The 15,293-nt window shown below is 58.0% G+C and carries 14 protein-coding genes, 1 tRNA gene and 2 pseudogenes; 16 read left to right on the forward strand and 1 reads right to left on the reverse strand.

Going from position 1 to position 15,293, the window contains the following annotated elements:
• Positions 1–20 precede the first annotated feature (20 nt).
• The 4 genes from mutS (at position 21) to IQ241_RS23110 (ending at position 7,569) form a co-directional block, all read left to right on the forward strand.
• Positions 21–2,690, forward strand: coding sequence for a DNA mismatch repair protein MutS (mutS, locus tag IQ241_RS23095; RefSeq protein WP_193911806.1), 2,670 nt, complete (start codon positions 21–23; stop codon positions 2,688–2,690).
• Positions 2,691–2,778: 88 nt separating this feature from the next.
• Entirely contained in the window at positions 2,779–3,501 is a 723-nt protein-coding gene (locus IQ241_RS23100) for a YIP1 family protein (RefSeq protein ID WP_193911808.1), read from the forward strand.
• Complete coding sequence (locus IQ241_RS23105) at positions 3,498–6,455, forward strand: hypothetical protein (protein WP_193911810.1); 2,958 nt, start codon at positions 3,498–3,500, stop codon at positions 6,453–6,455. Before IQ241_RS23100 ends, IQ241_RS23105 begins: the two co-directional genes overlap by 4 nt.
• A gap of 217 nt (positions 6,456–6,672) precedes the next feature.
• Positions 6,673–7,569: a trypsin-like serine protease gene (locus IQ241_RS23110; RefSeq protein ID WP_228022009.1), complete on the forward strand. Its 897-nt coding sequence runs from the start codon at positions 6,673–6,675 to the stop codon at positions 7,567–7,569.
• On the opposite strand, the gene IQ241_RS23115 is transcribed toward IQ241_RS23110, so the two are convergent.
• Entirely contained in the window at positions 7,534–7,971 is a 438-nt protein-coding gene (locus IQ241_RS23115; protein ID WP_193911814.1) for a DUF1824 family protein, read from the reverse strand. The two genes, IQ241_RS23110 and IQ241_RS23115, sit on opposite strands and share 36 nt — an antisense overlap.
• Positions 7,972–8,028: 57 nt before the next feature.
• Between IQ241_RS23115 and radC the strand changes: the two genes are divergently transcribed.
• From radC to IQ241_RS23175, 12 genes and pseudogenes are all read left to right on the forward strand, one after another.
• Positions 8,029–8,763 (forward strand): RadC family protein, encoded by a 735-nt coding sequence (gene radC, locus IQ241_RS23120; RefSeq protein WP_193911816.1) that lies wholly within the window; start codon positions 8,029–8,031, stop codon positions 8,761–8,763.
• A 40-nt stretch (positions 8,764–8,803) separates the two neighbouring features.
• Positions 8,804–8,875, forward strand: a tRNA-Val gene (locus IQ241_RS23125).
• Positions 8,876–8,907: 32 nt separating this feature from the next.
• Entirely contained in the window at positions 8,908–9,249 is a 342-nt protein-coding gene (locus IQ241_RS23130; protein ID WP_193911818.1) for a hypothetical protein, read from the forward strand.
• Positions 9,250–9,331: 82 nt separating this feature from the next.
• Positions 9,332–9,649 (forward strand): annotated as a pseudogene (locus IQ241_RS26800) (DUF433 domain-containing protein).
• A complete protein-coding gene (locus IQ241_RS23140; RefSeq protein ID WP_193911821.1) occupies positions 9,650–9,925 on the forward strand; it encodes a DUF5615 family PIN-like protein in 276 nt (91 codons plus the stop codon).
• A gap of 103 nt (positions 9,926–10,028) precedes the next feature.
• Positions 10,029–10,634: pseudogene (locus IQ241_RS23145) on the forward strand (transposase); the annotation flags it as partial.
• A 224-nt stretch (positions 10,635–10,858) separates the two neighbouring features.
• Positions 10,859–11,092 (forward strand): Uma2 family endonuclease, encoded by a 234-nt coding sequence (locus IQ241_RS23150; protein WP_228022011.1) that lies wholly within the window; start codon positions 10,859–10,861, stop codon positions 11,090–11,092.
• 28 nt (positions 11,093–11,120) lie between these two features.
• Entirely contained in the window at positions 11,121–11,762 is a 642-nt protein-coding gene (locus IQ241_RS23155) for a Uma2 family endonuclease (RefSeq protein WP_193911825.1), read from the forward strand.
• A 65-nt stretch (positions 11,763–11,827) separates the two neighbouring features.
• Positions 11,828–12,424 (forward strand): Uma2 family endonuclease, encoded by a 597-nt coding sequence (locus tag IQ241_RS23160; RefSeq protein ID WP_193911826.1) that lies wholly within the window; start codon positions 11,828–11,830, stop codon positions 12,422–12,424.
• A 307-nt stretch (positions 12,425–12,731) separates the two neighbouring features.
• Positions 12,732–14,213: a type I-MYXAN CRISPR-associated endonuclease Cas4/Cas1 gene (locus IQ241_RS23165; protein ID WP_228022013.1), complete on the forward strand. Its 1,482-nt coding sequence runs from the start codon at positions 12,732–12,734 to the stop codon at positions 14,211–14,213.
• Positions 14,159–14,425, forward strand: a complete 267-nt coding sequence (gene cas2, locus IQ241_RS23170; protein ID WP_193911832.1) for a CRISPR-associated endonuclease Cas2 — start codon at positions 14,159–14,161, stop codon at positions 14,423–14,425. The genes IQ241_RS23165 and cas2 overlap by 55 nt, the downstream gene beginning before the upstream one ends.
• A 262-nt stretch (positions 14,426–14,687) precedes the next feature.
• A complete protein-coding gene (locus IQ241_RS23175; RefSeq protein WP_193911828.1) occupies positions 14,688–15,134 on the forward strand; it encodes a hypothetical protein in 447 nt (148 codons plus the stop codon).
• Positions 15,135–15,293: the final 159 nt, after the last annotated feature.

The raw sequence follows: 15,293 nt of genomic DNA on the forward strand, positions 1-15,293 counted from the left end.
CTCTCGACCCGCCACCCCCCATGCCCGCCACGGACCCCCCAAAACCCGATCCAACCTTCGGCATCCCCGAGCGCCTCGCCAAGCACACCGTCCGCCACGCCGACTATCGCGCCGTCAGTCGGGAGCAGATGACGCCGATGATGCATCACTACGCCGAAGTTAAGGACCAGTATCCCCACGCGCTGCTGCTCTACCGGGTAGGCGATTTTTTTGAAACCTTTTTTCAAGACGCCATCACCGTTGCCCGTGAGCTGGAGCTGGTGCTGACCAGCAAAGATGCGGGTAAAGAAATTGGCCGGGTGCCGCTGTCGGGTATTCCCCACCATGCCCTAGACCGCTACTGTGCGCTGCTGGTGGAAAAGGGTTTTGCCGTCGCCATCTGCGACCAGGTGGAAGATCCAGCTCAGGCTCAGGGCTTAGTTAAACGGGCCGTCACCCGGGTGATTACGCCGGGGACGGTGCTGGAAGCCGGGATGCTGAGCGCTCGCCGCAATAACTTTTTGGCGGCGGTGGCGATCGCAGGTGAGCATTGGGGCCTAGCCCATGCCGATGTCTCCACGGGGGAATTTCTCACCACCCAGTCCAGCGACCTGGAACAGCTTTGCCAGGAACTAATGCGGCTTCAGCCCGCCGAGATCTTACTGCCGACGAATGCGCCCGACCTGGGCGGGCTGCTGCGGCCCGGCGAAACCTCCGAGCATGTGCCCGACTGGCTGCCGACGCAGTTCTGCTACACGCTGAGATCGCAGACCCCCTTCACCCAGACCGAAGCACGGCAACGGCTGCTCCAGCATTTTCGTCTGCGTTCCCTAGAGGGGCTGGGCTGCGACCATCTGCCCCTGGCCGTTCGTGCCGCTGGGGGGCTACTGGAATACCTGGAAGACACCCAAAAGGCCACCCAGGCTCCCCTCCAGCCCCTCGCTACCTACGCCCTGACCGAATATCTGGTAATCGACCACCAGACCCGGCGCAATTTGGAAATCACCCAGACCGCCCGCGATGGCATCTTCCACGGGTCGCTGCTGTGGGCGCTGGATAAAACCGTCACGCCGATGGGCAGTCGGGCGCTGCGGCGCTGGCTCTTGCAGCCGCTGCTCAGCCTGGAGGGTATTCAGGCCCGGCAGCAGACGATTGCCGAGCTGGTGGCCAACGGGGCGTTGCGGCAGCAGCTCCAGCAGCTGCTAAAGCAAATTTACGACCTGGAGCGACTGGCGGGTCGGGCCGGGTCGGGGACGGCCAACGGTCGCGACCTGGTAACGCTGGCCGAATCCTTTGCCCGGCTGCCGGATCTAGCGGCGCTGGCGGCCCACGCCGACTCGCCCTACCTGCGCGCCTTACAGCAGGTACCGCCGGTGCTGGAGCAGCTGGGGCAGCGGCTGCGATCGCACCTGGTCGAAAGTCCGCCACTTTCCCTGACCGAGGGCAATCTGATCCGGGCAGGCGTCAATGCGCACCTGGACGAGCTGCGCCAGCGGGTCAGCGGCGACCAGCAGTGGATCGCCAACCTGGAGGTAACGGAGCGCGATCGCACCGGCATTTCCAACCTCAAAGTGGGCTATACCAAAGCCTTTGGCTACTACATCAGCATCTCCCGGGCCAAGTCAAAGGATGCCCCGGAGGACTACATCCGCAAGCAGACCCTGACTAACGAAGAGCGCTACATCACCCCCGACCTAAAGGAGCGCGAGGCCCGCATTTTTACCACTCAGGAAGAGAGCCAGCAGCTGGAGTACGAAATCTTTGTCGGACTGCGGGAGGAGGTGAGCCACCAGGTCGAGCTGATTCGTAAGGTGGCCGCCACCGTGGCCGCCGCCGATGTGCTAGCTGGGCTGGCCGAGGTCGCCATTTATCAGGGCTACTGCCGTCCGCAAATGGTGCCGGGCCGACCCATCCAGATCGAAGCGGGCCGCCATCCGGTGGTGGAGCAGTCGCTGCCGGCGGGGTTTTTTGTGCCCAACTCGACCGGGCTGGGGTCGGCTGAACCCAAGGCCGCCAGCCCGCAGTCTCCCGATTTAATCATCCTCACCGGCCCTAACGCCAGCGGCAAGAGCTGCTACCTGCGGCAGGTGGGGCTGATCCAGCTGATGGCTCAGGTGGGCAGCTTTGTCCCGGCGGCGGCGGCGACGCTGGGGGTGTGCGATCGCATTTTTACCCGAGTTGGCGCGGTAGACGACCTGGCGACTGGCCAGTCTACCTTCATGGTCGAGATGAACGAGACGGCGAATATTCTCAACCACGCCACCCCCCAGTCGCTGGTGCTGCTGGATGAAATTGGCCGGGGTACGGCCACCTTTGACGGTCTCTCGATTGCCTGGGCCGTGGCCGAGCACCTGGCGACGGACATTCGCGCTCGCACCATTTTCGCCACCCACTACCACGAGCTGAACGAGCTGGCCTCCATCCTGTCCAACGTCGCCAACTATCAGGTGACGGTGAAAGAGCTGCCCGACCAGATTATCTTTCTGCATCAGGTACAGCCCGGTGGGGCCGACCGCTCCTACGGCATCGAGGCCGGGCGGCTAGCCGGACTGCCTCCCAGCGTGATCAGCCGGGCCCGGCAGGTGATGGGCCAGATCGAAAAGCACAGCAAAATTGCCGTCGGCCTGCGCACTGGCAGACGGGCCAAATCTGCCCAGGAGGCTCCGGGTTTGTACCCAGATCCTGAAGCGCAGCTGGATATCTTTGGTTAATCTCTAGGCTGAGAAAGATACATCCCGCTAGCCCATCATCGACCATCGGTCTTGTACCATCTAAAATCAGGCGGATTTAGATTAACTTATGAGACCTCTGCTCGGCCTAGCTCAGACCTCGCAGCCGACGGCTTTTGACCAGTTTTGGACGCTGGTGCGGGGAGCGCTGGCGCTGAATCAGCCGACCTTTCAGCTGATCCATACCATCCCCCTGAGCCTGCTAGCGGCGCTGGTGGTGGTGCTGCTGGCGGGGCTTTCCCAGTCGGTTGGCCAGAGCGTGGTGCTGTTTATCAACCAGGTGCGACCGCTGCGCTTTGTCTTCAGTCTGCTGCTTTCGGCGGTTTTGTTTGTCTTTGGCTATAGCTTTTGGGCGCTGAGTACCTGGGTGATCGTGCATTTTGTCTTCGCTGGGGACGCCACGTTAATCGAAGTGGTTCGCACCCTGGGTTTTAGCTATGCGCCGCTGATTTTTAGCGCCCTGATGGTCTTTCCCTACCTGGGGATGCCGATTTTTGTGGTGCTCTCGATCTGGAGCCTCTGGGCTATCGTCGTCGGTATCGACGCGATTACGGCGTTGGATCGCTGGGAAACCTTTACCAGTACGGCCCTGGGCTGGGCGGTTTTGCAGCTGCTGCAGCGGACGGTGGGCCAGCCAATCGTCACCCTGGGCCGCTGGCTGACGAACCAGGTAGCGGGGGGACGGCTGATCCGCGATCGCTCCCGGCTATCCCAGCTGCTCCAGGCCGGGCTGACCCCGCCCGACCCGGCCCTGACCACACTCCAGTCCGAAAGCGAGTCAGAAGAACTGTGATTAAGCAAGCGATCCGGCTAGTCGCCCTGATTCTGATTGCGCTGGGGCTGATTACGCTGCTCTCACCGGCCAACCCGGCCTGGGTGCAGGGCTATCTCTGGCTGGGCAACAAGCTTTGGCAGCTGCTGCTGGACCTGGCCCGGATTGGCCTGATTACGCTGATCTTTGCCGGGCTGCTGGCCCCGTTTGAGTCCCTGGGCTGGTGGGCGGGCTGGTACGGCGACGACCCGCCCGCTGAGCAGCTGCCGACCCTAGCCGAAGCAGCGGCAGGTCTGCCCGATCTGCCCCACGAGCCCAGCCGCCAGCGCTATGTGGTTTACCTAGACGGCATTTCCCAAAACTCTGAGGAATACGCGCCCCGGGTGCAGGGATTTCTAGAGCAGCTGGCTGCGGAACTGCCGCCAGAGATGCTGCTGATCCAGGACATCATGACCTACTCGGTGACCAATCGCCTGCTTACCGATAGCCGCCCGCTGGCGGCGTTCTGGCGCTGGGTGAACCAGGTCAGGGCAAAGCGGCTGAAGAATTTTCTCGGCCTGTTTGTGAACGTGCGCAACCTCTACCAGGTGGCCGTTTCTACCGACAGCCGCTATGGGCCAATCTTCAACCGCGGCACGGCGGAGGTGATTTTAGAAGGCCTGGTGCAGCACGGCTATCCCCTGGGCAGCAGCCTGCCGGTGACGCTGGTGGGCTACAGCGGCGGGGCGCAGGTAGCGCTGGGGGCGGTGACCTATCTGAAAGGCGCGATCGCGGCACCCATCGAAGTGATCTCAATCGCCGGGGTGATCAGCGGCAATACCGGCGTGCTAGAGCTGGAGCGGCTCTACCATCTGGTCGGCAACTACGACCCGGTGGCCAAGCTGGGCGCAGTCATGTTTCCCAAGCGCTGGCCGCTGCTTTCCTGGTCAAACTGGAACCTGGCCCGCAGCCGTGGCAAGATTAGCTTTATCTCCCTAGGGCCGGTAGACCACGATTCCGCTGATGGCCCCCTAGATGCAGACGCTGACCTGCCCGACGGTCGCTCTAATTTGCGCCAGACCCTCGATATCATCCACGAAATTCTCACCCGCGCTGACGGCGCTGACCCCTTTGAGCCGGAACTGCCGTCGCGAGAGCTAGAAAAGCTTTTTGCCGGGCCGCGCACCCCCAGTAACTATGAAATTTTCCTTCAGGCCCCATTCAACCGGCCTGACTATTACCACCTGGAGCCGCCCGATCCGTCGGTCTACCGACCGGTGAGCGACTGGCTGGGGCGGCTGATTCTACCGCCCCGAGAGCAGCGGCAGGATATTAACCAAATTTTGTTTGAGGTACACCACGCGCCGCATGACCATCAGAACTTGGTGGGGCAGGTGGTGACGCTGCGCTGGCAGAATCGCCCGGCGACTAAAGCCTATATCCGCCGCGTCAGTACCGACCTCTACTTTAATGACCAGGCGGAGGAGAGTATTCATCAGGGGCGGGTCCACCCTGAGCGGCTGAACCATTGGCGGCAGGTCAACCCGCTGGAGTCGCTGGTGGGGGCGCATCCCATTGATGACATTGTGGTGCGGCTGCGGCAGCCGGTGGTGGCCGACCCGCAGTCGTCCCAGCCATCGCTCGCCCTGAGCCGCGAACCCGTGCTAATTACCGGCCAATACTACGGCCTGGCAACGATTCTAGACGCGCTCTCAGAACCGGCAGACTGCTTTCAGGTGCGCCACTTCAGTCCGGCTTCGCAGCAGTTTGACGGCAAGATCGAAATTATCCGAATTCCGCCGGTGCTGGCCGATCGGCGGGGCGTATTTCCAGCGACGACGCGGCGGATTGCCGATTCGCCGCTGAACGAGGGGGGCTGGTACATCTATGGCGCGTGGGGGGGGACTAGCGAGCAGGACGAGCGATTTACAGTGCGAGCGATCGCGCCCCGCGCCCTGTTCGCCCTCCAGCCCGAACGGATCGTCCTGGGCGAGGCGGCGACGGTGCGCTACATTCGCCGCGAATACTGGCAGGACGCCGCGCAGAAAAAGGGCGAGATTCAGTCGGTGCTGCTGTCGGCCCGAGCTAGACCTACCTCGGATGCTAAAGCTGAAGCTAAAGCCGCTGCGATCGCTGACTGGCTGGCGGGCGATCGCGCTTTAGTCCTGCATACCTTCGGCGGCATCGGTGGCCAAAAGAAAGAGTTCGCGCCGCTGGGAATCTTTTTCGGTCATTTTGCCTTTGGTCTGGCCCAGGTGCGGCATGAGCCGCTGACGCAGAGGTTGCGTTTTGACATCAACTATCGCCAGGTCTACACCCAGAATCCCAGCGGCATCGTCGCCGCCACGCTGGACTGGACAAACTACATGGGCGATCGCCAGTGGGGCTGGCTGGGCAGCCGCCCAGTGGCCGATATCCTAGTCAAGCTAGCGGCCCTGACCGAGGACTATGACTTTGACGGGCAGCCGCTTTCGCCCCTGCGGGCGCTGGCCTACCAGCTCGACATTATGATGGCCCGCTACCGCACCGGCGACGGCACCGGCACCACCTTTGCCGGTCCGGCTAACTCCTGCGTCCAGGATTCCTGCCAGGCGCTTTACCTGGCGATTCAGATGATCGAGCGCGAAATTAAGTCGAATTCGACCATCCGCGACTGGCTCCAGAGATACCCCGAGCATCCCCAGACCCAGCGGCTGGAGCAGCTGCGATCGCTGGGCCGGGCGATTGAAAATAAATTAGTGCCCTGGCGTACCCTCCGCCGCGACTGGCGAGAGTCTACCCATTCGCTGCTGGGGACCCGGCTGTCGGAGCAGCCCATTCGCACCCTGGCCAACGCCCTGACCAGCTGGCGATCGCTGCTGCCCCGCCTAGCCAGTGACCAGCTGGCCGAAATCTTTCTGGAGCACGGGGCCTCGCTGTGGATTTTGCGCACCCACCAGGTCGGCGGCTACGACCCGACCATTCAGCCGCTGGCTCCGACTAAGCTTTGGTTCTAAAGAAAGGTCAGTTCCCGGAAACCTTCGTAAAATAAATTGGGTCAGCTAGGGCAGGCTTGTATCGTCCATCCTGTTAAAGGATAAGGCTGAATTAATATCTGTTAAGGTTTCAACCAACTGTCTAACTTAGAGGCTGTCCGATATGTCATTTAGAGCGCTCCTTCTATTCGGAACTGACCTACTCAGGTCCGGGCTAATGGGGGCAGCCCTCGTGCCGATGGTTCAACTTTCGGCCCAGGCAATTGTAATCAATGGTACAGCCGGGGCCGAAACCGCCCGCAGGCTGGGGACGCCGTTTACCTCGGTGGGCGAAGTCACTATTAACGGTGCCTTGGACTGTAGCGGTTCGCTGATCGGTCCTTCCCATGTGCTCACCGCGCAGCATTGCACCTTCGGCCGAGACCCAGCTGGGCTAGGCGTTCGGTTCTACGATAGTGACCCGACCAATACGCTGCTCGATGACATTGCGGTTAAAACTGTCTTTGGCCTGGATGAGACCAATCGTTTGCTCGACGGCACCGATATCTCAGTGCTGGAGCTGGCGACTCCGGCCCGGGGATCGATTGCGCCCCTGCGGCTGCTGGCGGGCGGCGACCTGACCGGTTCCCCTGCTACGCTGATTGGGCTGGGCTACAACGGCGTCGGCAGCCTAGAAAATCGGCTCAATCGGGATGGGCTACGGTGGGGTGCCGAGAATATTATTGACCGCGAGACCCTGCTCCCGGGCGGAGGCGTCCTGTACGCAGCGGACTTTGACAACGGCACAGCGACGGCCAATACCCTGGCTGACGCTGGCAGTAGCCCGCTACCCCTGGCGAATGAAGGGACAACGGCCCCCGGCGACAGCGGCAGCCCGCTGCTGGTCAATATCAATGGCGAACTGGTGATTGCGGGCCTGCTATCGGGGGGGACTGACCCCGATAGCGCCTACGGGGATATTTCCGTCTGGACCAGCCTTCATCTGGGGCGATCGCTGATTGAGCAGCGCGGCGGCCAGTTTGTCAGCCTGACGAGTGGCCCTGACAGGCCGGTGAGTACGCCGGAGCCGGCGGGCGTAATCGCGATCGCGGCCCTAGGCTTAGCGATGACCGGCTTGCTGACTAAACAGGTCTAGCGGAAAGGGGCCATAGGTGCCGTTAACCGCATCGACTTCCGGCTCGGAGGCGTGATAGGTGACCAGTACGCCGCGCGAGGGGCCACTGTAGCTGTCGGCATACCAGGCGCTGTTGAGGGTATTGAATTTGAGAAAAACTGCTCCCTCGCGCGGCGGAATGTCTAACCGCTTGGGCTGGCTCAGCGCCGCAATATAGGCCCTGAGCGCCGCCTGAGCCTGGGCTAGGCTGTCAGCACAGACGCCAATCGTCTGATAGTCGGATAGGTCGTTAAACCAGAGCAGCGCGTCCCGCAAAATCTGCCGGTCGAGTTCAGACAGGTCGGGGGGAACGTCTTCGCGGCTGTATTGGGCTAGCCGCTGGCGGATCGGATTGATTTGCTCAGGCGTGGGGTCGGGAGTCATCGCGATTGTGAAAATTTTGGGTTAACTAGAAACAGTATCCCAGGTTGCCCCAGCCCGATGACCTACAGTTTGCGCATGCTCGATATGCCCGAGAGCGAGCGGCCCCGCGAGCGGCTGCTGGCTCAGGGCGTGAAACGGCTGTCGGCGGCAGAGCTGATTGCGATTTTGATCAACACCGGTCAGGGACCAGGTAAGCTCTCGGCGGTGGGGCTGGGCCAGCATCTGCTGCAAGAGCTGGGCAAAGACCAGCCCAATCAGGACGGCCTACTGGCCCTGCGGGAGGTGTCAGTCGATGAGCTGACGAAGATTCCAGGTATTGGCCCGGCGAAAGCCGCGACGATTCTGGCAGCGATCGAGTTGGGCAAGCGCATTCTACAAACCCAGCCGCCCCGGCTCACCGTGGTGGACGACCCCAGCATTGCCGCTGCCGCCCTGGGTCACGAGCTGATGTGGCAAACCCAGGAACGCTTTGCCGTGCTGCTGCTGGATATCAAACATCGGATTATCGGCACCCAGGTGATCACCATCGGCACCGCTACCGAAACCCTGGCCCACCCCCGCGAAATTTTCCGCGAGGTGATCCGCCGGGGTGCGACCCGTGTCATCGTCGCCCACAACCATCCCTCGGGCAACCTTGACCCCAGCCCAGAAGACCTCAGCCTCACCCGCCAGCTGCTCCAGGGGGCGACCTTCCTCGGCATTCCCCTACTCGACCATTTGATCATCGGCAATGGCGACTACGCCAGCCTCCGGCAGACGACTTCGCTCTGGAGCGAATGCCCACAGGAGTAGCGCTCGTGCTACATTTAGAAAGCTAAAGTGGAAAACCAACGGGCGATTAGCACAGGGGTAGCGCGCTTCCTTCACACGGAAGAGGTCACTGGTTCGAACCCAGTATCGCCCATTGCAGAATAGGAGGTTATCAAAGCATTTCCTATGCCTAGAACTCCTTTTATTCAGCCCGATCAGGCATACATATTTGCCGACTATTTTTGGCTCAATTTTGCCCCTCAAGATATCCTCAGCTACTTCAGGGTCACGCTGCAAAAGCAGTTTCTCTCACTGCCGCAGTATCCAGGAGAGCTCGATCGGTTGAGCGATCTGCAACAGCGGATTGAAGAGAGCCTGCCGCGACTCAGCCTCACCAGTGAGATGGCTCGCCGAGAGTTTCTAATGGCGCTGGAGCAGTGGCTAGAAACAGAGCAGCCCCTACTGCTCGGCGCGGTTTCAACCGGGACGATCTGGCAGTTTGGCCAGTTCGACCGAACCAAATTTTGAAGGGCTAAGTAAACTGAGGTGTCCTACTTGAAATGAGCTATGCTCAAGAGTTAGCTATGGAGTGATGCTAGAAGATAACTCAATGCAGGCTTCTGAACTGACCTATCCACATATCCAAAAGCCAGCGGGCACGCCTGCTCGATTGGTTAGCCATCCCCGCATCCGCGTCGCTCAGATTGTCATGGACTATTTAGCCTATGGGTAGTCTGTGGAAGAAATGTGCCGCCAGCACCCCTATCTAACGCTGGCCGAAACCCATGCCGCGATGGGCTATTACTTTGACCATCAGGCAGAAATTGATCAGGAAATCCAAGCCGAGTGGCAGCAGGCGGCAGCCGATCGGGTCGCATCTGCGCGATCGGCTTTTTTTCTTCGAATGAAAGCCAAAGGAACGCTCTGAGTGCCGATTGCGCTGTATATGGATGTCCACGTTCCTCAAGCCATCACGGCTCAGCTTCGCCGTCGCAATGTAGATGTGCTAGCTGCAATCGAGGACGAAACCAATCTTCTTCCTGATGACCAACTGCTAGAGCGAGCCGCCCAACTTAATCGTGTACTTTTTACTCAAGATATCGGCTTTCGGGCCATGGCTGAAAGTTGGCAAAAGGAATATAGTAGGACTTACGCATTGACAAAGAAGCAAAAGTGTGGGGTGATGCAGATATCTATAGGCTAAAGGGCCATCAAGCGATGCGTCAACTCACGAAAGCGTCAACGGCTCAGTGTAACTGTAGCCTTTATACCCTGTATCTACTAGCCGAGCCCAAATACGTCAGCTTAAGAACGACTACTTTCGAGAGATGGTATTAGAAGTTAAGCAGTGGGGCATCATCGCTGAATGGGTAACGGGTGATAGCTGGTATTCAGTAGAGAATCTGAAGTTTCTCAGAAACGAGAAAGTGGGTTTTCTATTCGGCATTGCCGACAATCGCAAAGTCTCTTTAGTTCCTGGCCAGCTGGTGCAGGTCAAGACTTTAGAGATTCCCAAGACAGGTTTGAAGGTTTACCTCAAAGAGTTTGGTTGGGTCAAGGTGTTTTGTCAGCCGTTCAAGCACGAACCGCGTTACTATATCTTGTACCGACCGGAATCAGAGGCGCTAGAGCAGCTGAATGAAGCTGACTTCAAGCGAGTGCATGATGAACATTGGCAAATCGAGTGTTACCATCGCGTCCTCAAATAGGTCTGTAACATCGAGCGGTTTTATGTGCGTGATGAGCAAGCGATTCGGAATCACTTTTATTGTGCGATACGCGCCTTTGTAAAGTTGCAACAGTTGTCTGTGCAGGGGGTGTTCAGAAACTGTTATGAGCTATCAAGGCAGCTGTTCGTGCCAGTGATTCGGCAGTTTATTCGGGCCCATGCCACAGCAGCAACCTTCGCTTGAACCCTATCTAGCCCCATTTGTCAATGCGTAACTTCTAGCATATTGAAAAGTGAAAGCCGTTCACTCGTCTATGGTTCGTTACAAAGCACTATCCCACGCCCTACGAACCGCAACATAAATTCCATCGTTAACTTTAGGACACCCGCGTACCTCTGATGCCGTTAGGCGATTTTCAATTCCGGTACAATGGGGCTATTCTGATTAACTGCTTTGGGGTCATTGCCATGGCCGTCACTACCCGCAAGTTCACCTTTGCAGAATACCTGGCCTATGACGATTTAAAGATTGCAGAATATTGGATTGTTGACCCGCTTCAGCAGCAGGTAACGGTCTGTCAGCTCCTGGCGGGACGGTATGACGATACCGTATTCAGCGGGACGATGAGGGTTTGCTCGCAGATATTTCCAGCGCTGAATTTAACTGCTGACCAGGTGATCGCAGGGAAAATTTCTCCATAGTAGTACGCACAGATTTCTGTCCAGTACCATGAGCCCATCCCAACTCCAACCCGTTACCGATATCTGGATAGGTGCTGCATGGCGGGACTATATCCTCGTACTTGAAGACCTGGCTCAGGCTCAGGCCAAAGGCTACTACTACCGGGAGCACATGCGAATCGAGATGCTGCCAGTCGGATTTGACCATAGCAAAGACCACAGTCTAGTAGCTTTGGGGATTAATCTGTTCGCGATCGCAAACTCCCTAACCCTAACCCTTCTAGACAGCTGCTCCTTCCGCAAAGCCGGGCGACAGGAATGCCAGCCCGACCTGGCCGCCTATCTGGGGCCAAATGCCCAGGCAATTCCCCAGGGAACCAGCATCGTAGACCTGGACCGCTATCCCGCGCCCGATTTAGCCGTCGAAATTTCTAAAACGACGCTGCTGGACGACCTGGGTATAAAGCGATCGCTCTACGAATCCATTGGTATAGCCGAATACTGGGTGGTCGATGTGCAGGCCGCTCAAGTGATTGCCTATCAAATCGTGGCCAACGGCTCCCGCCGAATTGACATTTCTCAGGTGCTGCCCTCCCTCTCCATCGCGCTGCTAGACGATGCCCTGCGCCGCAGTCGTAATACGGCTCAGTCTACGGTTGGGGCCTGGCTGATGTCGCAGTTTCAGAGCTGAGGATGCCTGCTTTCACCCCAGCCTAGCTACATTAGAATCAGCGTGTTCGCCGGACTAGCCTACCGATGATCGCCATTTCTGAACATCCCATGCCTGCCCAAGACTATCTCGCTTGGGAAGCGCAGCAGCCGATTAAATACGAATATCTCAACGGCGAAGCCTATGCCATGACCGGTGGGACGTTAGCCCACAATGATATCGCCGTTAATTTGACGACGGTGCTGAGAACCTATCTTCGGGGCACAGGCTGCAAGGTGCGGATGGCCGATGCCAAAGTGGGCATTACAGAAGTGGGGCCATTCTTCTATCCAGATATTTTGGTGACCTGCAATGAGCGCGATCGCAAAGCCTTAAAAATCGTAAACCATCCCTGCCTGGTCGTCGAAGTACTTTCTCCCGGTACCGAAGCCTTCGACCGAGGAGAAAAATTTCGGCAGTATCGTCGGCTCGATAGCTTGAGAGAATACGCCTTGATCAATGCTGAAACTATGGGAGTAGAATGCTATCGGCTGAATGAGCGAAACAAGTGGGAGCTGACTAGTTATCTGCCTGAAGGGAAAGCATCAGCGGATTTATTAGAAATACAGCTAACCAGTATTGGCTTTGAATGCCCGCTTTCGCTGATTTATGAAGATGTCCAACTATCTCCCATGGCTGAGTAAATTTAGCCCTAGCCGGGTAGCGACTTAGCAATTTTTGCGAGTAGCCGTAAGGCTGAGAAATCATATTCCGGGCGCATTTCATCATCTTCAGCGGAACTCACTTGATTCATAATTGCTCTGTGGTGATAAAACGGCAAGTTTAGTACATCTGAATTAAAGGACATTTGATCTTCGATAATAACCCCAAAATACGGTTGTATTACTGTTAAAAAACACCGATTTTTACGGATATTTTAAGTCGGAAATAAAACTGCAGGCTTCTGTAGTCAAGATAGTCGAGAGACTAGCCTACAGAGGAACTTCTATTATGACATCAATGCTGGTTGAGACCGCTCCAGCGGCTCCAGAAACGATTCGCGTGAATGCCCTCCATGCGCTGAACTACTGCCAGCGGCTCTATTACTTGGAAGAAGTCGAAGAACTCTACACCCAGGATGCGGCAGTCTTTGCCGGAAGGCGGCTGCATGTGGAGCTGGAGAAAAACGAGGGCGATGAGTGGCATCAGCTGGTGCTAGAAAGTGCTGACCTGGGCCTGCGGGGTAAGGTTGATGCTCTGCGTACCCGCAATGGCCAGACGATTCCCTGTGAGCATAAGCGAAGGCGCTGCTACCGGGATCAAAATAATAAATCTCAGGCTTGGCAGAGCGATCGCATCCAGGTCCTGGCCTATGCCTGCCTGATTGAAGCTGAGCTGGGCATTACCGTTCCCGAAGGCCGCATCCGCTACCATGCCGACAATGTGCTGGTGCATGTTCCCTTAGACGAGAAGGCCCGTCAAGACGTGCGGGACTCAATTCACCAGGCGCGACAGCTCAGGCTATCTCCAGAGCGTCCGCCGGTCACCTCGAATGAGCGACTGTGCGTTCGCTGCTCACTCGCCCCGGTTTGTCTACCGGAGGAAACTCGGCTGGCTCAGGGTAAGGCAGATCAGGCCGTGCGACTGTTTCCCGAGGACGACGAGCGCCAGGTGATCCACGTGACTGAGGCGGGGACGCGGGTGGGTAAGAGCGGTGAGCAGTTCAAAATCACCAAGCGCGACGGGGCGACAACGACGATTCCTTCGCGGCAGGTGGGCCAGATGATTCTGCATGGCTATGCCCAAATTTCCACCCAGGCCATGTATTTCTGTGCTGACCAGGAGGTAGGACTACATTTTGTCTCGGCAGGCGGGCGCTATCTGGGTAGCTTTGATACTCGTCAGGGCAGTATCCAGCGGCGCATTCGGCAGTATAGGGCGCTGACCGACCCAAATTTATGCCTCCAGCTGGCGCGTCAGCTCGTGACCTGTCGGGGGCAGAGCCAGCGTAAGTTTCTGATGCGGGGTCAGCGGAGCGCGGAGGTCGCCAATGAAGCTTTAGAACAGACGATTGAGCAAATGCAGCGGACGCTAAAGCAGGTGCCTCAGGCGGATTCGCTCGCTTCTTTACTGGGTTTGGAGGGCAATCTAGCGGCGCTCTATTTTGGCGCTTTGCCCCATCTGATTTCTGAGAACATCGCTGCCGAGCTGGGGTTCTCGGGCCGCAACCGCCGCCCGCCGAAGGATTGCTTCAATGCTATGCTGAGCTTTGGCTACGCGATGCTGCTGAAGGATGTGATGAATGCCATTCTGGCGGTGGGCCTGGAGCCGACGCTGGGGTTTTACCATCAGCCCCGCACTCAGGCCCCGCCGCTGGCGCTGGACCTGATGGAGATTTTTCGGGTGCCGCTGGTGGATATGCCGGTGATGGCTTCGGTATCTGCTATGACATTCGTGACCCGAAGCGCTGGCGGAAGGCCCACAAGCTGCTGAAGGGCTATGGTGAAACGCTGCAATATTCGATTTTTCGGGTAAGGCTGACGCAGCGAGATCGCAAACAGCTGCGTTGGAAGCTAGAAAAAATTCTGGCTGAGGAAGACAGCCTGCTGATTGCCGGACTGTGCGATCGCTGTGTTCAGCGAATTGAAGCTTGCAATCGCCCAGAAGCCTGGGAGGTGGTCCACGATCTGCATCAGATTTTCTGACGCAGGGACCTCTGCCTGTCCTGAAAGCTGGGCTCAGTGCTTTGGCGCAATGGCCTAGCTGGCCGGGCTTGAAGGGCATTTGATCCAGTCTGTAGATCCATGAAATTCTCAAAACCCTAATGTTTTAAGGCTTTTTCAAGCCGAGACTGGGTAAAATGAGATAAGAAGTCTGGCTGGTACCTCAAACCATGATCTACCTTGCAAAACCTTCTAGGAATGCCCGTGTAGCAAGGGTTTTAAGGCTAACCATGCCAAACCTCTGATGCCGAAAGGCGTTGAGCACAGTACCGACAGCCCACGCCTCGACCGGATTGAAATGCTGCTAGAGCAAATCGCCCTCCAGCAGCAGCGAACTCAGTTCCAGACTGACGCCAATACCCGCGCGATCGCGGCGAATAGTGAGGAAATCCTGGCTGGCTTTAACGAAACCCGTCGTACCCTATACGATGCTCTCGCTGACCTCGCGCAGGTTGTCAACAGCCTAGCCGACCTCCAGCAGCAAAGCGTAGCTCAGCTGCAACAGCTAGCCGATGCCACCGATCAGAATCAGCAGGTCAATACCTCTAGCCATCAAAGCTTGATCCAGACATTTATCCAGGATGCCGAGAGTCAAAGGCAGGCCAACACCCAGCTCTTCAAACAGTTTGCGACCCAGCTGGAAGCCTTAATTCTAGAAGAGCGTGAACAAAGACGCCTAAATACCCAATAGCACGAAGCTGCTAACCGCCGTGATCGCGAACTCGCCGCCCAAATCCAGGCCCTCACCCTGTCCAGCCGCGATCGCCCCCAAACGCCCTAACCCCTACGCTCCACGAACACCCCATTACCCCATCACTCTCTACCCCCTACCCGCTACCCCCCTCTCTCC

This window comes from Vasconcelosia minhoensis LEGE 07310 (genome assembly GCF_015207255.1).
GTDB lineage: Bacteria > Cyanobacteriota > Cyanobacteriia > Phormidesmidales > Phormidesmidaceae > Vasconcelosia > Vasconcelosia minhoensis.